We start from the raw sequence: 18,724 nt of genomic DNA on the forward strand, positions 1-18,724 counted from the left end.
TACAGATGATTCTTCCGAGTTATCAATCCCCGACGGGAGCACCCGTGACCAAGCAGATCGTCCTCGGCGCGTTCGAGGAGTTCACACCCAACTTCATCAGCAACGCCTGGCACCACCCGAAGGGCGCCACGAAGGACTTCGCGACCCTCCGCTACTGGCAGGACCTCGCCCGCGAGCTCGAGGCCGGCGGCTTCGACTTCCTGTTCCTCGCGGAGGCCCTCGGCTACCCGATGAGCGGTGACGACATCCCCGAGGCCGTCGTGCGTGAGGCCGTGCAGGTGCCGGCCCACGACCCGATGACGCTCGTCAGCGGACTGGCGGCGACGGTCGACCGGCTCGGCTTCGTGGTCACGGCGTCCACCACCTCGCAGCAGCCCTATCTGAACGCGCGCACCTACACCTCCCTCGACCACCTCACCGGAGGACGCATCGCGTGGAACATCGTCACGAGCGACAACCAGGTCGCCCTCACCCGCCTGCTCGGACTGCCCGCCGTCACCCCGCACGACGAGCGGTATCGCCGGGCTACCGAGTTCGTCGAGCTGAACCTGCAGCTGTGGGAGGGCGCATGGGACGACGACGCGGTCGTGTACGACAAGACGACGCGCACCTATGCGGACCCGGCCAAGGTGCACCGCATCCGCCACGAGGGCGAGTACTTCCGCTACGACGGCTTCTTCCCCGCCATCCCCAGCCCGCAGCGCACACCGCTGCTGCTGCAGGCGGGCACGTCGTCCGCGGGCCGCGCCTTCGCGGCGCGGTTCGCCGAGTGCGTCTTCATCCAGGACCGCGATCCGGACGTCGCGGCGGCCGTGGTCGCCGACCTGCGCGCACGGGCCGTCGCGAACGGCCGTGCCGCGGCCGACATCAAGGTCATCGACGCGGTGTCGATCATCGTGGGCGACACCGAGGAGGAGGCCGCGAGGCTGCGCGCCGAGCTCGACGCCACGCCGTCGGTCGAAGCGGCGGCCGCGCTCTACCTGGGCTGGAGCGGCGTCGATCTCATGCGGTTCCCGCTCGAGGCCACCCTCGCCGACGTGACCACCGAAGTGGGGCAGTCGATGCTGGGGCTGTTCCAGCAGGGCGACGAGAGCCCCACGATCCGCGAGATCCTGCAGCGCATCACCACCTCGATCGGCGGCCCGCGTCTCACCGGCACGCCGCAGAGCGTCGCCGACCAGCTCCAGGACTTTGTCGACCGCAGCGACGTCGACGGCTTCCTCATCGAGTACACCTACGGCGGCATCGCGACCTACCGCGACATCATCGACCGTGTGTTCCCGCTGCTGCGCGAGCGCGGGATGCTGCCGGCCGAGCCCCGCGGCGGCACGATGCGCGAGCGGATCGTCGGCGGCGGGCCCCGTCTCCCCGACACGCACCCGGGCGCCGCCTACCGGACGCGATAGCCGCTCGGACCCGAGAGCCCGTCAGAGGATCTGGCCCACCGGGCTGCGCTTCTCCTCCTGGAAGCCGTCCTCGGTGCGGCCGTACGCCCAGTACGCCGAGATCGACATCTCCTGGCGGTCGATGCCCCACACGCCGTGGAGCACCGCGCCGATGCGCTTGACCGCCTCGCGCTCGCCGTGCGCGAACGCGTCGATCGCGCCCGCCGGGCGCTCCAGCGCCTCGACGGCCTCGGCGAGCGGCACGCCGTAGGGAGCGCCGTCGCGATGGATCCACCGCACCTCGAGGCCGGCCGGGGCGTTCAGCTCGACGTGTCCGTTCTCGTCCGGGACCTCGATCAGGGCGATCCCCTTCGCGGCCGGTGGCAGCGCATCGATCGCCGCTGCCGCGGCGGGGATCGCCGAGTCGTCGGCGATGATGACGTGCGTCACGTCGTCGCCCTGGTCCGGGTGGTACCGGGCGCCCGGGCCTGAGAACACCACCTTGTCGCCCGGCCGGGCGCGCAGCGCCCATGGGCCGGCGAGGCCCTCGTCGCCGTGCACGACGAAGTCGACGGCGATGGTCTTGGCGTCGAAGTCGATCGAGCGGATCGTATAGGTGCGACGCACCGGCAGGTCGCCCGGGGCGAGCTGCGCCCGGAGCGCCTCCAGGTCGTACGGGGGCTCGAGACCCAGCTCGGGCCGCGCGAACAGGAACTTGACGTACTTGTCGGTCAGCGCGAGCTTCTCCCGGCCGGCGTTCTCGACGAAGGCGTCGAAGTCGTCCCCGGTCAGGTGCAGACGGACCAGCTGGGGTGCGATGCGTTCGCTGCGCACCACCTCGAACAGGCGCTGGATGCCGCGCTGCGGGCGTCCGCCGCCACCACCCCGTCCTCCTCCGAAACCGCCGCGTCCACCGAGATCCTGAGCATCTGACATCCCTCCATGCTAGGGGACATGCATCGAGCCGACGCGACGGAACGGTTCAGCTAGGCATTCGCGCCGCCGCTCGCGCGGCTACTGGAGCTGCGTCACCCACTCGTGCACGAGGCGTCCGAGGGCCGCCGCGTCGGCGTCCGTCAACGACGCGGTGTAGGTGAGCACGAGCCGGTTCCGATCGGCCCTGCGCGCGCAAGACGGCAGATCATCGATCGCGATCCGCGGATGCCGCGGCTTCGACCTCGCGCCGGTGTGCAGCACGAGCCGCACGACGTTGTCGCGGTGCAGCTGCAGGGTCGCGAAATCGTCGGCGACGGCGAAGTTCGGCGAGTTCCACTTGACGTTCTCGGTCACGCCGGGCTCGGCGAGCAGGACCGCCCGGATCTGCTCGATCGCGGCGGCGAGTGGATGCTGCCGCGCCGCGATCAGCGCGCTCACCTCCGTCGTCGCCATCCTCGGTGCCCCTGTCGTCGCCCCTCGGATTCTAGGGAGGACCGCGCCGCCGCGCCCCCGCGAACAACGCGTAGAGCAGCGGCAGCGCCGACACGGCCATCAGCACCACGCCGAACACGGGATGCGTCGTCTGCAGCAGGACGCCGGCGACGAGCAGCGCGGCGAACAGGAGGGCCCCGAGGATGCGCGCGGCGAAGCGCTCCAGGTGCGCGAGCCGGCGCTCCATGGCAGACAGGTCGACCTTCATCCGGCCGTCCTCGATCCGCGTGATCACCGACTCGATCCGCTGCGGCAGCCGCCACGTCGCGCCGGCCACCGCCGCGGCCTGCGACACGGCGTCGCGGACCGCATGCCGCCCCTCGTCGCGCAGCAGCTGGGCGGCGAACGGCTCCACGGCGCTCCACACGTTGAACTGCGGATCCAGCGCGCTGCACAGCCCGGACGTGAGCGAGATCGCCCGCACGATGAGCAGGAAGTTCTCGGGCAGCTGGAACGGCAGCTCCCGCATCACGTCTCCGAACTCGTCGGCGAAGTCCCGGAACTCCCGCGGGTCCACCTCCCGCAGCTGGGCGAACCCCATCCCGCCGAACCGGGCGAACAGCTTCGTCATCGCCCGTTCGAGATCCGCGGTGTCCGCCGAGGGCAGCAGCACGCCGATCTCCTGGATGCCGGCGACGAGGCCGACGCCGTCGCGTGCCGCCACCGCTATGAGCACCTTCCGCAGGCCCGCGCGCAGCCGGTCGGGCACCTCGCCCATCATCCCGAAGTCGACGAACGTGACGCGCCATCCCTCGGCGCCGGGGGTGACGAAGACGTTCCCCGGATGCGGGTCGGCGTGGAAGAAGCCGTGCGTGAACAGCTGCTCGAACATGATCCGCGCGAACGTCGACGCGACCTCGGCGGGGTCGATTCCCGCCTGCCGCAACGCGTCGACGTCGTTCGCCTTGATCGCCGTCACGTCCGACAGCGTGAGCACCCGCCGGGTCGTGCGCTCCCACTCGACCAGCGGCGTCGTCACGCGCGGATCCCCCGCGAACTGCGCCGCGAACCGCTCGGCGTTCGCCGCCTCATGCAGGTAGTCGATCTCCTCCCGACAGGTGACGGCGAACTCCTCCACGAGCGCCGGCGCATCCACCCGTGAGGCCACGACCCGGATGCGGCTGAGCCACCGGCCGACGCGCCGCAGCGCCGCGAGATCTGCGGCGACGACGTCCTCGATGCCCGGCCGCTGCACCTTCACCACGACGTCGGCGAACCCGGCGTCATCGGCCAGCGACCCCGGAAGCCGCGCACGATGCGCCTGGCCGAGAGAGGCCGCCGCGACCGGCGCCTCGTCGAACCATGCGTAGGCGCGGGCCAGCGGCATCCCGAGCTCGGCCTCGGCGAGCAGCCGCACCCGGTCGAAGGATGCCGCCGGCACCTCGTCCTGCAGTCCTGCGAGCTCCGCCGTGATCTCGGGCGGCAGCACGTCGAGCCGCGACGACATGAACTGCCCGACCTTGATCATCAGGCCGCCGAGGTCGGTGGCGAGCCGGTGGAAGCGCCGAGCGATCTTCCGCACCCGTGCCTCCCGACCCCGCTCGGACAGCCGTGCGAAGCCGAGACGGGGCAACGCGAGGTCGAACCACCACGTCGAGACCAGCACGCGTGCCGCGAACCGGAGGATGCGGCGCGTGCGAGCCCGGGTGTCGACGGCGGGCGCCGCCGGTCCCGGCGGGCTCGCAGCGGCTGTCGCCGCGGCCACGCGGATCAGTCCTGCGCGAGGATCGCGTACAGGCGACGGCGCGCCTCGTCGAGCACGGTGACGGCCTCCTGCACCTGCTCGGCGTTGCCGGAGCGGGCCACCTGCGCGGCAGCCTGCGCCAGTTCGACGCCGGCCTTCGGCAGCGCGCTCGCCCGGCCGCTGCCGCCCCACCCGGTCGCCTCCCACGGTGCCGACCCATCGGCGTCCGCGGCGGCCTCGGCCCGGCCGGCCTCGGTCAGCGAGTACGTCTTGCGGCCGCCCGCTTCGGCCGCCTCGATGAGGCCTTCGTCGGCCAGCAGCTGCAGCGTGGGATACACCGACCCGGCGCTCGGCTTCCACGCGCCGCCGCTGCGCTCGGCGATCTCATGGATGATCTGGTAGCCGTGCATCGGCTGCTCGGCCAGCAGCGCCAGCACCGCGCTGCGGACGTCGCCCCGGCCCATCCGCGAGCCGACGCGCTGCTCGAAGGCGGAGCGCAGATGCTCCATCGCCTCCCACATGCCCGCGCCCGCGCGACCGGCGCTCTGGCCGAACCCCCGGAACGCGCCTCCGAATCCGTCCTCGAACGCACCGCTCATGATGTCCTCCTCGAAGTCTGTCGAACGATACTCAACGATATATCGTTCAGTATCGTTCGGGAAGACTGCTCGACGACCTCTCAGGAACTCGGACGGTCGCCGTATCATCGCGGTGGAGCGGATCATGCCACATCCGAGACGGCCGTGCGGCATGGGAGCCGAAATCTGGTGCGCCGACGCGCGCGGGTCATAGACTCCGCTTAACCGGCACCTGGGTCGGCTTCAGGGAACCGCTGTAGGAGGCGCTGCACCATCCGTCGGCACCGAGCCGGCGGGCGGCGTCCACGGGGAGAGGAGCCGGCACGGCGTCGGTTCCTGAAAGGAGTCCCCCGTGTCCGATCCCACGTCATCCGATCCGACGAAGCCCGAGGAGGTGCCGACCTCGCCGGCGTCCGCCGACGAGTCCGTCCCGGCGAACACGACGCTCGAGCCGGCCAGCGCGCCTGCGGCCTACACCCCGCCGGCCGCAGCGCCGGAACCACCCGCTGCGGAGCCGCCCGCCTACACGGCACCCGAGCCCGCTGCGGCTCAGCCGGAGTACTCCGCACCGGAACCCGCATATGCGCCGCCGGCGGCCGCTCCTCAGCCGGCATACGCGCCCACCGCACCCACCGCGCCGACCCAGCCGCAATACGCTCCGGCCCCGCCGGTGTATGCGCCGCCGCCCGCTGCGGCTCCCCCGGGATACGGCGTCCCGCCGACCTACCCCGGTCCCGCGGGTCCGCCCGCGGGCAGCCGGCCGATGATCTTCGCGATCATCGCGATCGCCGCCGCGGCGCTGGGCATCATCCTCGCCATCCTGCAGATCGTTCTCTGGCCGACCGGGTTCCTCCCCGTGCTCGCGCTGTTCATCGTGGCGGGACTGCTGCTGCTGGTGGGCTTCGTGTTCGGCCTGATCGCGCTGATCAGCAAGCGTCAGGGCGGGAAGCCCCTCGCGATCGCCGCGGTCGTCGTAGCGGTGCTCGGCTGGATCGTCTCGGCCGTCCTGTTCGTCGCATCGCTCGGGCTCATGGCTCAGAACGCGGTGAACGATGCGATCGACGACGGCCTGGGTGGCGGCAGCCAGTCCGACTCCGGCGGCGACGTCGCGAGCGACGCGGAGGATCTCGTCATCGATGAGGCGGTGTTCGGCCAGGACGCGTCGGACGGCACCTGGTGGTACGTCATCATCCTGGACAACCCCAACGACGACTACGTCTACTCGTATGCCGAGATCGACGTCGAGGCCCTGGACGCCAGCGGCGCCACGCTCGACAGCGACTCGAACTACCTGACGATCCTGTCGGGTCAGACCGCCATCAGCGGCTGGTTCCTCGACGTCGGCGACGCCGTCGTCGACGACCTGTACGTCAGCGGCCCGACCGCAGACGAGGCCGAGGTCGCGCCGCTGGAGGACACCGGGACGCTCACCTTCGACAATCTGGAAGCCACCGACGACGGCTACAGCGCCACGGTCACCGGCACGCTCAGCGGCGACTTCGATCAGGACCAGTCCCTGCCCCTGATCACGGTCGTGGCGCGTGACGCCAGCGGCAACATCATCGGCGGCGCGTGGACGTACGCCGACACGCTGCCCGCGGGGGGAAGCGTCGACTTCGAAGTCGACTTCTACCAGTCGTTCCCCTCGGACACCACGTTCGAGGCCTACGGCGCGCTATAGCCCGGCCCGTTCCCGATCGCGCCCCGCCCGTGTCCGCACGGGCGGGGCGCGACGCACGTTCCGCCGGCTCACGGAAGGGTCGCCCGGCCGATCAGGACCGGACCAGCCGCCGCACCGCGTCGGCGGCCTCCTTGACCTTCGCCTCCGCGCCGTCGCCGCCTTCGGCGATCGCGCCGGCGACGCAATGAGCGAGATGATCCTCCAGCAGGGTCAGCGCCACGGACTCGAGCGCCTTCGTCACCGCCGAGACCTGGGTGAGGATGTCGATGCAGTAGCGGTCGTCGTCGATCATCTTCGCGATGCCTCGCACCTGCCCCTCGACCCGGCTCATCCGCCGCGCGAGCGCCACCTTGTCCGCGCCGTATCCGTGACCCTCCATCCCCCCATGGTACCCCGGAGGGGTATGGGCTCGGCGTCAGCCGGCGGCGTCCGACTTCTCGACGCCGGCCTCGAGCCGGTCGCCGGCGGGCAGCTCCTGGTGGCCGCCGAACTGCAATCGCATGGCCGAGAGCAGCTGGTTGGCGTAGTGGTCCTCGCCGCGTGAGGCGAAGCGCTCGAACAGGGATGCCGCCAGCACCGGTGCGGGCACCCCGACGTCGACCGCGGCCTTGACGGTCCAGCGTCCTTCACCGGAGTCGGAGACACGTCCGGCGAGACCGTCGAGCGTCGGGTTCTGCTCGAGCGCCGCAGCGGTCAGGTCCAGCAGCCACGACGAGATGACCGAGCCCCGCCGCCACACCTCGGCCACCTTGGGCACGTCGATGTCGAACTGGTAGAACTCGGGGTCCTCCAGCGGCGCGACCTCGGCCGAGTGCGAGGCCTCGCGCACTCCGGCATCCGCGTGCTCGAGGATGTTCAGCCCTTCGGCGAGCGCCGCCATCACGCCGTACTCGATGCCGTTGTGCACCATCTTCACGAAGTGCCCGGCCCCGCTCGGGCCGCAGTGCAGGTAGCCCAGCTCCTCCGGCGCGAGCTCCCCGGTGCGACCCGGCGTGCGCGGGGCCTCGCCCGCGCCGGGGGCGATCGTGCGCAGGATCGGGTCGATGAGCGCGACCGCCTCGTCCGGGCCGCCGACCATGAGGCAGTATCCCCGCTCGAGGCCGAACACTCCGCCGCTCGTGCCGATGTCGACGTAGTGGATGCCGCCAGGGCGCAGCGCCGCCGCCCGCCGCACGTCGTCCCGGTAGTTGGAGTTGCCGCCGTCGATGATCACATCGCCCGGCTCCAGCACCGCGGCGACCTGCTCGACGACCTGTCCGGTCAGGCCGGCCGGGATCATGAGCCACACCACGCGAGGCGCGCTGAGCCGGCGCGCGAGGTCGGCGTAGGAATCCGCGCCCGTCGCGCCCTCGGCGGCCAGAGCCGCCACGGCATCCGCGTTCACGTCGTATACGACGCAGTCGTGGCCGGACTTCTGCAGCCGGCGCACGATGTTCGCGCCCATCCGCCCGAGACCCACCATCGCCAGTTGCATGCCTGCTCCCTCCAGCCTCGTGACCATGTCCCAGTTCGGCGCGCATGATGTCCCAGTTTGGCGCGGTATCGGCTCGCGATACCGCGCCAAACTGGGACATGCTCGGTGCGCGACGCCCTAGACGGGGCATGCCAGGCGCGCAATGCGGCGCCCGGCGGCAGTCTAGGCCCGGTCAGACCTGCGGATCGTCGATGCTCGTCGACCGCTGCTCGGTCACGCGCTGCTGCCCGGCCGGATCGACCGACGTCCGCGTCACCGACGTGCTCGTGCGCTTGCGCGCGAGCAGGACGACGCCGACGATCGCGACCACCACCCCCGCACCGATCAGGATGTACCCGATCAGGTCGAGGTCGACCCACTGCACGTCGACGTTCACGGCGAACGCCAGGATCGCCCCGATCACGATCAGCGCGATGCCCGCTCCGATGCTCATCTCGATCTCCTCCCCGGTGCGCACGATGCGCCGGCCATGCGCGATGCTGCCAGGTGGACCCGATTGCTCGTCCGGGGGTTGACAGCGAGGCGATCACCCGAGCAGCGCGCCCCACGCGAGCAGATACAGCGGCACGTACACGAGCGCGATCAGCACGGCGTGGGTGAGCACGAATCCGCCGGCCTCGAGCGCCCTGCCCCGCTGCCGCAGGTGCGTGGCGAGCTTGCGGAGCATCCCGACCGGGTGCTTCACGTCCCAGCTGTTGAACCGCAGGTATCGGCCGAGGTAGACGCCGATCGCGCCGAGCACGATGACGGCGGCGGCGAACGCCCAACTGCCGGCCGGCGGTGCGCCGGTGTGGTTCGCATCGGCGATGATCAGCACCTCTCCCGTCTGCACGACGGCGAGGCTCAGCACGGCGTTCGCGATACCCGACAGGCTCAGGGTCAGCGTCTGGACGATGTCGAACCACAGCGGCACCGGATCGCCGTCCTTGCGGTGGCTGAAGTTCAGCTCGGTGATGAGGTAGATCGAGTTCGGGAAGAACAGGAGCCACAGCAGCGTCCCGACGACGAGGTAGGTCCAGAGGATCCCGGCCGACAGGCCGGTCGAGAGGGACGCCGCCACCGTGACCACTGGACTGAGCACGATCAGCCCGGCGACCGCCAGCACGGCGGCGAACACGGGCACCGCCGACAAGCCGATGTTCGACAGCATCGGGCGGTACAGGCGCACGCCGTAGACGGACGATCGCAGCCACACGAGCGTCGCGGCGTAGACGTTCAACAGCACGACCGCGACGACGGCGACCACGAGCGCCATGACTACGCCCGCACCAGCAGGGCGCCCGCCTCGATCGTCGCGGTGAACGCCCGCACCTCGCCGGCCTCCTCGCCGTCGATCTCGAAAGCGCGCGGCTCCGGCAGCTCGACACGCACCTCACGGGCCTGGGCGTGCTCGACGGTGTCGGTGCTCGTCGCCTTCTTGTCGCGGGCGAACAGGCGCAGGATGCCGTTCTCCCACACCATCGAGCGCAGCGTGTCGGCCCACTGCACGACGCCCTCCGAGCTGATCGCGAGCACGTCGAGCACGCCGTCGTCGGGGGCGGCGTCCGGCAGCAGCGTCACCCCGCCCTGCAGCGCCCCGCAGTTCCCGACCAGCACGGTGTGGGCCTTCACGTCCTGCGCCTGCCCGCCGTCGATCCCGATCGTCAGGTCGATCACCTCGGATGCGGCGAGCGCGCGCCCCAGGGCCTCGACGTACGCGAGCCAGCCGGCCTTCGATTTCAGGTCGTCGTCGGTCTCGGCGAGCATGTGGGCGTCCAGCCCGATCCCCACCATGACCACGAAGGCCTGCCGCTCCGCGCCGTCGGCCTCGATCCAGCCGACGTCGATCGGACGCGGCTCGGCCTCGGCGATGCGCTTCAGCGCCGCCTTCGGGCCGGTCAGCGGCACTCCGAGGTTGCGCGCCAGCAGATTGCCGGTGCCCCGCGGCACGATGCCGAGCGCCACACCCGTGCCGGCGAGCACCTCGGCGACCGCGCGCACGGTGCCGTCGCCGCCGGCGACGATCACCAGGTCGCACCCCGCCGCCAACGCGTCCCGGGCCGGCCCCTGCCCCGGGTCGTCGGGGGTCGTCTCGAACCAGGTCGCCGGGGCCTGGTCGTCGGCGTCCGCCCACGCCGTCTCCAACGCCGACCGCTCGATCTTGCTGGGGTTGAACACGATGCCGACCTGCGTGTGCGTCATGCCGTCCATCCTGCCTGGCTCTTCGCCGTACGGGCGCCGATAATGGATCCGTGTCCCGGCCCACGTACAGTGCGATCTCGAGCTACTCGCGCGTGCGCCTGCTGCACCTGTTGCAGGAGCGGCCGCAGCGCACGGTCGCGGAGCTGTGCGACGCGACGTCGCTGCACGCGAACACGGTGCGCGAGCACCTGCAGCGGCTGATCGACGGCGGGTACGTGGTCGCGGAGACCGAGCACCGCACGACGCGGGGACGCCCGCGGGTGCTGTACTCCGCGGCGTCCGCCGGGGTGAGCCCGGTCGCGGTGCGCAAGGCCCGCGAGGCGGCGGCGCGCGGCGACCTGATGCGTCGGATCATGCCCTGGACCGATGCGGCGGACACGGCCCTGTCGACGGATGCGGTGCACCAGCTCGACGCCCTGACGGACGACCTCGGCGATGCCGGCTTCGACCCGCTCGTGGACGAGGGAGCGCTGACCGTCGACCTCACACCGTGCCCGCATGCGGAGTCCGATCCCGCGGCGCGGGAGCTGCTGTGCCAGGTGCACCTGGGCCTCATGGCCGGCGTGCTCGCCCAGGCGGGCGGTCCGCTGCGCGTCGAGGGCATGGCGCCCTCGTGCGATCCGGCGCACTGCGTCGTGCGCCTCGCGCGCTGACCCCGCGCGCCGCCCGCCCGCGCGGGCGGGGCTCCCACAGGGCGCGGGAGGATCGCGGATCAGAACTCAGGACGGATGCCGCTGCGACGTGCCCATCACGGCGTGTCACGGCGCAAGAGCCCGGACGTCCTGTCTTTTGCGCCCGGGACACGGGCTGTTGCGCGTACCACACGGGCCTCCCCGCGCGACCGAGCGTCGGCAGCCGGACGGCGGGCTCAGACGGGCCCGCGCGTCGCGGCCGGGACCAGCACGCGCTCGAAGCCCGCGTAGACGTTCATCGACGACCCTCGCAGGAAGCCCACGAGGGTGAGACCGGATGCCGCGGCCAGCTCGACCGCGAGCGACGACGGCGCGGACACCGCCGCCAGCACCGGGATGCCGGCCATGACCGCCTTCTGCACCAGCTCGAAGCTCGCCCGTCCCGACACCTGCAGCACGGTGCGCCGCAGCGGCAGCCGCTGGTGCAGCGCCGCCCAGCCGACGACCTTGTCCACCGCGTTGTGACGGCCGACGTCCTCCCGCAGCACGAGCATCTCACCGGTGTCGGCGTCGAACAGGGCGGCGGCGTGCAGGCCGCCGGTCGCCTCGAACACCGCCTGCTCGGCGCGCAGTCGATCGGGGAAGACGGCGAGGGATGCGGCGTCCACCGTCACGTCGTCGGCGGACACGTCGTACGCCGACACCGTCTCGACCGCCTCGATGGACGCCTTGCCGCACAGCCCGCACGAGCTCGTCGTGTAGAAGTTGCGGGTCAGGTCGGGGCCCGGCAGCGCGACGCCGGGCGCGAGCGTGACGTCGAGGACGTTGTAGGTGTTCTCGACGCCGCCGGTGCCGGGCCCGCCGCAGTGGATCGCACCGAGGAACTCGCCGCCGTGCGAGATGACGCCCTCCGAGACGAGGAACCCGGCCGCCAGCTCCACGTCGTTCCCGGGCGTGCGCATCGTCACCGCCAGCGGCGTGCCGGCCACGCGGATCTCCAGCGGCTCCTCGACGGCGAGCGTGTCGGGTCGCCGGTGCGTCTCCTCGCCCAGCCGGATCCGCATGACCGGGCGCCGGGCGGTGATGCGTCCCACCGTCAGCCTCCGATCGCGTTCATGCCGCGCGCCGGCTGCAGGAAGCCGGGGTCGTCGATCGCGTGGCCGGGGAGCTTGCCCGCGATGCACGCGCGCAGCACACGGTCGACGTCGGCGGCATCCCCGCCGCCGCGGAGGACGGGCACGAGGTCGAACTCGCTCGTCGAGAACAGGCAGTTGCGCAGCTGCCCGTCCGCGGTCAGCCGGACACGGTCGCAGTCGCCGCAGAAGGGGGCGGTGACCGAGGCGATCACCCCGACGGTGTGCGGTCCGCCGTCCAGCCGCCACCGCTCGGCCGGCGCGCCGCCGCGACCGGGCACCGGCTTGAGCGCCCAGCGGGAGGACAGCGCGTCGAGGATCTCCTCCCGCGTGACCATGCGCGCGCGGTCCCAGGTGTGACCGGCATCCAGCGGCATCTGCTCGATGAAGCGCATCTGCGCGCCATGAGCCACCGCGAACTCGACGAGGTCCACCAGCTCGTCGTCGTTGACGCCGCGCATCGCGACGGCGTTGAGCTTGAGCGGGGTGAGCCCGGATGCGGTGGCCGCCGCGATGCCGTCGAGCACCTCGGACAGCCGGTCGCGCCGGGTCAGCTCGGCGAACCGGGCCGGCCGCAGCGTGTCGATGGAGATGTTGAGGCGGGTCAGGCCCGCCGCCACGAGACCCGGCAGCACCTCGGGCAGCCGGATGCCGTTGGTCGTCATGGCGATCTGCACCGGCCCGTCCGGCCCCTCGATCGCCGCCAGCCGGCGCACGATCTCGACGATGTCGCGTCGCAGCAGCGGCTCGCCGCCGGTGAGCCGGAACGTCGTGACGCCGTCCGCGGCCGCGACGCGCGCGACCCGTTCGATCTCGTCGAGCGTGAGGATGCTCTCGCGCGCGAGCCACTCGTTGCCCTGCTCCGGCATGCAATACGTGCAGCGCAGCGAGCAGCGGTCGGTCAGGGAGATGCGCAGGTCGCGATGGACGCGGCCGAAGCGGTCGACGAGCGGATCGCCGGGAGCACCGGTCGGGGAGGCTGCACGCGCGGCGCGGCCGCGCGGCATCCCCACCATCACCGTCGTCACTCTTCGAGCGTACGCCGGACCTACACCCTGCAGCTCCGAATATTCACGGCCGCCGGCTCACGCCTTTCTTGCAGGACTTTGAGACAATCTGAAGGAACCGTGTCGGGTTTCCCGGCTGAGGGTCGGTGCATCGTGGCCGACGCGGAGAAGGGCACGGCCATGGACCTCCTCGACCCGGAGCTGCTCGCCAGGTGGCAGTTCGGTCTGACGACCCTGTACCACTACCTGTTCGTGCCGCTCACGATCGGCATGGGCCTCGTCGTCGCGATCTTCCAGACCACCTGGGTGCGCACCGGGAACGCCAAGTGGCTGCAGCTGACCCGGCTGTTCGGGAAGATCTTCCTCATCAACTTCGCGATGGGCGTGGTCACCGGCATCGTGCAGGAGTTCCAGTTCGGCATGAACTGGTCCGCCTACTCCAGGTTCGTCGGCGACATCTTCGGCGCCCCGCTCGCCTTCGAGGGACTGCTCGCGTTCTTCTTCGAGGCGACGTTCCTCGGGCTGTGGATCTTCGGCTGGGACCGCCTCAGCAAGCGCGTGCACCTCGCGACCATCTGGATGGCCTGGATCGGCGCGACCCTGTCGGCGTACTTCATCCTCGCCGCGAACGCGTTCATGCAGAACCCGGTCGGCTACACGATGAGCGAGGACGGCAGCCGCGCCGAGCTCACCGACTTCTGGGCGGTGCTGACCAACAAGGTGGTGCTCGCCACCTTCCCGCACACGATCTTCGCCGCGCTCATGTTCGCGGCGGCCGTCGTCATCGCCGTCGCCGCCTGGCACCTGGTGCGCACGCAGCACGTCGACGTGATGCGGCCCGCGCTGCGGTTCGGCATGTGGACGATGATCATCACGTTCGCCGGGGTCGCGGTCGCAGGCGACCAGCTGGGCCTGGTGATGGAGCAGACCCAGCCCATGAAGATGGCCGCCGCCGAGGCCATGTACGACGAGGAGTGCGGGGCGGACGCCTCGTTCTCGCTCTTCTCGATCGGCACGCCCGACGGCTCGAGCGAGATCTGGTCGCTGCGGGTGCCGTACCTGCTCTCGTTCCTGTCGACGCACACGCTGGACGGCTGCGTCGAGGGCATCAACGACCTGAACGCGCAGTACAGCGAGCGGTGGCCGGACCTGGCGGCGCAGCTCTCCGAGCAGGGCGGCGACTTCGCGCCCACGATCTGGGTGACGTACTGGTCGTTCCGCTGGATGATCGGCTTCGGCGGGATCGCCACGGCGATCTCGGTGGTCGGGCTGTGGCTGACCCGCAGGAAGGCGACGCGCGCCGTGCCACGGTGGTTCTGGCGGGTGCTGATCTGGTCGGCCCCGCTGCCGCTGCTCGGCAACCTCGTCGGCTGGGTCTTCACCGAGATGGGCCGGCAGCCGTGGATCGTGTTCGGCCTGATGCTGACGCAGGACGGCGTCTCCCCCAACGTTCCCGGCTGGAACGTGCTGATCTCGCTGTTCGCGTTCACGGCGATCTACGCCGCGCTCGCCGTGGTCGAGTTCGGACTGATCCGCAAGGCGGCGAAGAAGGGCCCCGAGCCCATACCCGATCCGGATGCGGCATCCGACGATGCCGGGCAGAACGTCCTGACGACGGTGTACTAGGAGCGCATCATGGATCTCGCACACCTCTGGTTCTTCATCGTCGGCATCCTGTTCGTCGGATACTTCGTGCTCGACGGGTTCGACTTCGGGGTGGGGATGTCCCTCCCCTTCCTCGGCAAGGACGACATCGCGCGCCGGCAGCTGATCAACACGATCGGTCCGGTCTGGGACCTCAACGAGACCTGGCTGATCGTCGCCGGGGCGTGTCTGTTCGCGTCGTTCCCGAACTGGTACGCCACGCTGTTCAGCGGCTTCTACCTGGCGCTGCTCGTGATCCTGCTCGCACTGATCCTGCGGGGCGTCTCCTTCGAGTATCGCCACCAGCGCGACTCGCTGCGCTGGAAGAAGGGGTTCGACACGATGATCGTCGTCGGATCCGTGCTGCCGGCGCTCCTGTGGGGCGTCGCCGTCGGCAACATCGTGCAGGGCGTGCCGATCGACGCCGACATGAACTTCACGGGGTCGCTGCTGACGCTGCTCAACCCGTACGGGCTGTGGGTGGGCGCCACCACGCTGCTGCTGTTCTTCCTGCACGGCGTGTACTTCATCGCCATCAAGACCGACGGGCAGATGCAGTCCTCGGCGCAGCGGCTCGCCCGCATCCTGGCCCTGCCGACCGTGGTCTTCGCCGCGGGCACCGTGGTGTGGACCGTCGCGATCGCGGCCGGCCGCGACGCGCCCCTGCTGTGGCTGACGATCGCGTGCGGCACGGTCGCCACGGTCGCGCTGCTGGCGTCGGTCGTGGCGAACTGGCTGCGCCGTGACGGCTGGGCGTTCGCCGCGGGCGCCGTCACGATCGTGTTCGCCGTGCTCGCGCTGTGGACGGCGCTGTTCCCCTACGTGATGCCGTCCACGACCGATCCGGCTTACAGCCTCACGATCGAGAACGCGTCCAGCACCGGCTACACGCTGACGATCATGAGCTGGGCGGCGCTGGTGTTCCTGCCGCTCGTGCTGCTGTACCAGGGCTGGACGTACTGGGTCTTCCGCCGGCGCGTGTCCCGCTCGCACATCGAGAAGGCGGCCGCGAACGCGCACTGAGCTCGCCCGCGAGGGCACCTGGCAAGATCGAGGGGTGACATCGGATGCCGTGACCGCGCCCGCGCGCCGTCGCAGCGGTCCGATCGATCTGCGGCTGCTGCGGCACGCGTCGGCGTCCCGCGGCTATCTCGTCATCACCGCCGGCATCGTGCTGGCGCAGACGGCCGTCACGGTCGGCTTCGCGTGGACCCTCACGCGCGCGCTGGTGGGAGCGATCGGCGGTGACCCGGTCGCCTCGCTCGTGTCCTGGATCGCCGTCGGCGTCGGGCTCGCGCTGCTGCGCGGCGGGCTGATCGCCCTCGGCGAGCGCACGAGCGCCGCGGGAGCGGCCCGCTCGTCGCTGCAGCTGCGCGACGGGCTGCTGCGCGCGGTCGAACGGCTCGGGCCGGCGTGGCTGTCCACGCGCAACAGCGCTGCGCTGGCGGTCACCGCCGGGCACGGGCTCGAGGCCCTGGACGCCTACTTCGGCCGGTACCTGCCCCAGCTCGTGGCGACGGCGATCACGATGCCGGCGCTGGTGGTGGTCATCCTCGTGGCCGACCCGTTGTCGGGGCTCATCGTCATCCTGACGCTGCCGTTGATCCCCGTGTTCATGGTGCTGATAGGTCTCGCGACCCAGGCGGTGCAGCGCAGGCAGTTCCAGGCGCTGCACACTCTGGCCGCGCGTTTCTCGGACACCGTGGCGGGCCTGTCGACGCTGAAGGTCTTCGGCCGGCAGCATCGCGCCGCAGACACCATGGAGCGTGTCACCCGCGACTACAAGCGCGAGACGATGGCGGTGCTGCGCGTGTCGTTCCTGTCCGGGTTCGCGCTGGAGTTCCTCGCCTCGATCTCGGTCGCGATCGTGGCGGTCACGATCGGGTTCCGGCTGCTCGACGGCGAGATGGCGCTGCTGGCGGGGCTGTTCGTGCTGCTGCTCGCGCCTGAGGCGTATCTGCCGCTGCGGCAGGTGGGCGTGCAGTTCCACGCCGCCGCGGAGGGCGTCGCGGCGACCGACGAGATCTTCCAGACGCTGGATGCCGCGGCCGCGCTGCCCGCGTCCGTCCCCTCCGTTCCGCTCCGTGAGACTGCACGTCCGAGCGCACCCGGCGTGCACGACGACGGAGACGAACCGGTCGTGCGGGTGCGCGGGCTGCGCGTCCCCCGCGGTGAGCGCACGATCGGGCCGGTGGACCTGGAGGTGCGGGCGGGCGAGGTCGTGCTGCTGGAGGGCCCGAGCGGTGCCGGGAAGTCGAGCGTGATCGCGGCACTGCTGGGGTTCGCGGATGCCGAGGGCGACATCACGGTCGCGGGCGCGCCGGCATCCGACGCCCGCCGCGTGCTCGCCTGGGCCGGGCAGCGGCCGGGGCTCATGAGCGGGACGGTCGCGGACAACGTCGCTCTGGGCGACGCGGCGCACGATGCGCAGCTCGTCGAGGAGTGCCTGGCCGATGCGCTGGTCGACGTCCCCGCGGACCTCGAGCTCGGTGGCCTCGGCGCGGGCGTCTCCGGCGGGCAGGCGCAGCGGGTCGCGGTCGCGCGGGCGCTGTATCGGCTGCGGCGCGGGCGCGCCCGCGTCCTGGCCCTGGACGAGCCCTCGAGCGCGCTCGACGCGGGGACCGAGGCGGGGCTGTGGCGGATGCTGCGCGCCGAGGCCGACGCGGGCGCCGGCGTGCTGCTGGTCTCGCATCGCACGACCGCCCGCGCCATCGCCGACCGCATCGTGACGCTGCCCCTGAGCCTGCCCCTGGGATCGCCCTCATGACCATGTCCCACTTTGGCGCGCATGATGTCCCACTTCGGCGCGGTATGGCGCACTCATACCGCGCCGAAGTGGGACATGCCAGGCGGGGTCGGCGCGGATGGCGGGGCTCGCGCGGATGGCGGGGCCGGCGCGGAGCGGGAACCGCTGCACGGGAGGCGCTCGGATGAGGACAGCAGAGGTCCTGCGCCAGGCGCAGCCGCCGCTGCGGCGGTTCTGGCCCGCGATCGGCTCGGGCCTGGGCACGGCCGTCAGCGCCATCGCGCTGCTCGCCGCCAGCGGCTGGCTCATCACCCGCGCCGCGGAGCAGCCGGACGAGATGTACATCGCGGCGGTCGTCGTCGCGGTGCGCGCCTTCGCGCTGGGGCGCGGCACGTTCCGCTACCTGGAGCGGCTCACGAGCCACGACGCCGCTCTCGGCCAGCTCGCGACGGTGCGCGCCGGGATGGTGCGCCGGATCGTGCCGCTCGCACCCGACGGCCTCGGCACCGCACGCCGCGGTGCCCTGCTCTCACGCCTGGTCGACGACGTGGACGAGCTGCAGAACCTGCCGCTGCGGGTCGTGATGCCGCTGGCGATCGCGGGACTCGCTGCGCTTTCGAGCGTCGTGTTCGCCGCCTTCCTGCAGCCGCTCGCCGCGCTCGCCCTGCTCGTGTGCCTGATCATCGCGTTCGCGCTGTCGGTGTGGCTGGGCTGGGTCGCCGGCGCCCGCGCGGAGCGGCAGCTCGCGCCGCTCCGGTCGCGACTCGCCGACGCCCTGCTGGACGAGTTCGTCTCGCTCGACGTGCTGACCGCGTTCGAGGCGACGGATGCCGCGCACGCCCGCGTGCGCGCGGCCGACGAGGCGCTGCGCCGGGCGACGGTGCGCCGCGCCCTCGCGCAGGCGCTCACGAGCGGCGCGGTGTCGCTGCTGGCCGGCGTCGCCTCGTTCGCGGCGCTCGTGGTCGCGATCCCCGGGCTCGGACAGGGCGGGTTCACCGGTCCGGCGCTCGCCGTGGTGGTGCTGCTGCCGATGGCGGTGTTCGAGGTGTTCGGCCCGGTGCCGCTGGCGCTCGCGTCGTGGCGGCAGGTGCGGTCGGCGGCGGAGCGGGTCGCGGCGACGGTGCCGGACGGCGTCCCGGACGGGCTGCCGC

18 protein-coding genes are annotated in these 18,724 nt (G+C 71.6%); 7 read left to right on the top strand and 11 right to left on the bottom strand.

What is annotated here, in order from left to right; translation table 11 throughout:
* Positions 1-44: 44 nt before the first annotated feature.
* Entirely contained in the window at positions 45-1,406 is a 1,362-nt protein-coding gene (locus QM626_RS06855) for an NtaA/DmoA family FMN-dependent monooxygenase (RefSeq protein WP_415075335.1), read from the top strand.
* 21 nt (positions 1,407-1,427) lie between these two features.
* Here QM626_RS06855 and QM626_RS06860 read toward each other — a convergent pair whose 3' ends face one another.
* The 4 genes from QM626_RS06860 to QM626_RS06875 form a co-directional block, all read right to left on the bottom strand.
* Positions 1,428-2,321: a siderophore-interacting protein gene (locus tag QM626_RS06860; RefSeq protein WP_415075337.1), complete on the bottom strand. Its 894-nt coding sequence runs from the start codon at positions 2,319-2,321 to the stop codon at positions 1,428-1,430.
* Positions 2,322-2,399: 78 nt separating this feature from the next.
* Positions 2,400-2,774 carry a DUF1801 domain-containing protein gene (locus tag QM626_RS06865; RefSeq protein WP_415075339.1) on the bottom strand — a complete coding sequence of 125 codons (375 nt, stop codon included), beginning with the start codon at positions 2,772-2,774 and terminating at the stop codon, positions 2,400-2,402.
* A 31-nt stretch (positions 2,775-2,805) separates the two neighbouring features.
* The gene (locus tag QM626_RS06870) at positions 2,806-4,518 is read right to left on the bottom strand and encodes an ABC1 kinase family protein (protein WP_415075341.1); all 1,713 of its coding nucleotides are present in this window, start codon (positions 4,516-4,518) and stop codon (positions 2,806-2,808) included.
* 5 nt (positions 4,519-4,523) lie between these two features.
* Complete coding sequence (locus tag QM626_RS06875; protein ID WP_415075343.1) at positions 4,524-5,096, bottom strand: PadR family transcriptional regulator; 573 nt, start codon at positions 5,094-5,096, stop codon at positions 4,524-4,526.
* 331 nt (positions 5,097-5,427) lie between these two features.
* On the opposite strand from QM626_RS06875, the gene QM626_RS06880 reads away from it, so the two are divergent.
* Entirely contained in the window at positions 5,428-6,756 is a 1,329-nt protein-coding gene (locus tag QM626_RS06880) for an FxLYD domain-containing protein (protein ID WP_415075345.1), read from the top strand.
* 91 nt (positions 6,757-6,847) lie between these two features.
* Here the strand turns inward: QM626_RS06880 and QM626_RS06885 are convergent, their stop codons facing one another.
* The 5 genes from QM626_RS06885 to QM626_RS06905 all read right to left on the bottom strand — a co-directional run bounded on the left by QM626_RS06885 (position 6,848) and on the right by QM626_RS06905 (position 10,411).
* Positions 6,848-7,135: a metal-sensitive transcriptional regulator gene (locus QM626_RS06885; protein ID WP_415075347.1), complete on the bottom strand. Its 288-nt coding sequence runs from the start codon at positions 7,133-7,135 to the stop codon at positions 6,848-6,850.
* 36 nt (positions 7,136-7,171) lie between these two features.
* Positions 7,172-8,230 (bottom strand): phosphogluconate dehydrogenase (NAD(+)-dependent, decarboxylating), encoded by a 1,059-nt coding sequence (gnd, locus tag QM626_RS06890; RefSeq protein WP_415075349.1) that lies wholly within the window; start codon positions 8,228-8,230, stop codon positions 7,172-7,174.
* Between the two features lie 172 nt (positions 8,231-8,402).
* Positions 8,403-8,663, bottom strand: a complete 261-nt coding sequence (locus tag QM626_RS06895) for a DUF6458 family protein (RefSeq protein ID WP_415075351.1) — start codon at positions 8,661-8,663, stop codon at positions 8,403-8,405.
* A gap of 93 nt (positions 8,664-8,756) precedes the next feature.
* Entirely contained in the window at positions 8,757-9,485 is a 729-nt protein-coding gene (locus QM626_RS06900; RefSeq protein ID WP_415075353.1) for a DUF1361 domain-containing protein, read from the bottom strand.
* Positions 9,486-9,487: 2 nt separating this feature from the next.
* Positions 9,488-10,411, bottom strand: a complete 924-nt coding sequence (locus QM626_RS06905) for a diacylglycerol/lipid kinase family protein (protein ID WP_415075355.1) — start codon at positions 10,409-10,411, stop codon at positions 9,488-9,490.
* Positions 10,412-10,461: 50 nt separating this feature from the next.
* Between QM626_RS06905 and QM626_RS06910 the strand changes: the two genes are divergently transcribed.
* Entirely contained in the window at positions 10,462-11,064 is a 603-nt protein-coding gene (locus QM626_RS06910) for a helix-turn-helix transcriptional regulator (RefSeq protein ID WP_415075357.1), read from the top strand.
* A 215-nt stretch (positions 11,065-11,279) separates the two neighbouring features.
* Here the strand turns inward: QM626_RS06910 and fdhD are convergent, their stop codons facing one another.
* Complete coding sequence (fdhD, locus tag QM626_RS06915) at positions 11,280-12,137, bottom strand: formate dehydrogenase accessory sulfurtransferase FdhD (RefSeq protein ID WP_415075359.1); 858 nt, start codon at positions 12,135-12,137, stop codon at positions 11,280-11,282.
* Between the two features lie 2 nt (positions 12,138-12,139).
* Entirely contained in the window at positions 12,140-13,183 is a 1,044-nt protein-coding gene (moaA, locus tag QM626_RS06920) for a GTP 3',8-cyclase MoaA (protein WP_415075367.1), read from the bottom strand.
* 180 nt (positions 13,184-13,363) lie between these two features.
* Here moaA and QM626_RS06925 point away from each other — a divergent pair, with 180 nt between their 5' ends.
* The 4 genes from QM626_RS06925 to QM626_RS06940 form a co-directional block, all read left to right on the top strand.
* A complete protein-coding gene (locus QM626_RS06925; protein WP_415075369.1) occupies positions 13,364-14,809 on the top strand; it encodes a cytochrome ubiquinol oxidase subunit I in 1,446 nt (481 codons plus the stop codon).
* A 9-nt stretch (positions 14,810-14,818) separates the two neighbouring features.
* Complete coding sequence (gene cydB, locus QM626_RS06930) at positions 14,819-15,850, top strand: cytochrome d ubiquinol oxidase subunit II (protein ID WP_415075361.1); 1,032 nt, start codon at positions 14,819-14,821, stop codon at positions 15,848-15,850.
* A 34-nt stretch (positions 15,851-15,884) separates the two neighbouring features.
* Positions 15,885-17,594 carry a thiol reductant ABC exporter subunit CydD gene (gene cydD / locus QM626_RS06935; protein ID WP_415075363.1) on the top strand — a complete coding sequence of 570 codons (1,710 nt, stop codon included), beginning with the start codon at positions 15,885-15,887 and terminating at the stop codon, positions 17,592-17,594.
* 163 nt (positions 17,595-17,757) lie between these two features.
* Positions 17,758-18,724 (top strand): ABC transporter transmembrane domain-containing protein (locus tag QM626_RS06940; RefSeq protein ID WP_415075365.1); only part of this gene is annotated, 967 nt, incomplete at its 3' end.

It is taken from the genome of Microbacterium sp. (assembly GCF_047606385.1).
Classification (GTDB): Bacteria; Actinomycetota; Actinomycetes; order Actinomycetales; family Microbacteriaceae; genus Microbacterium.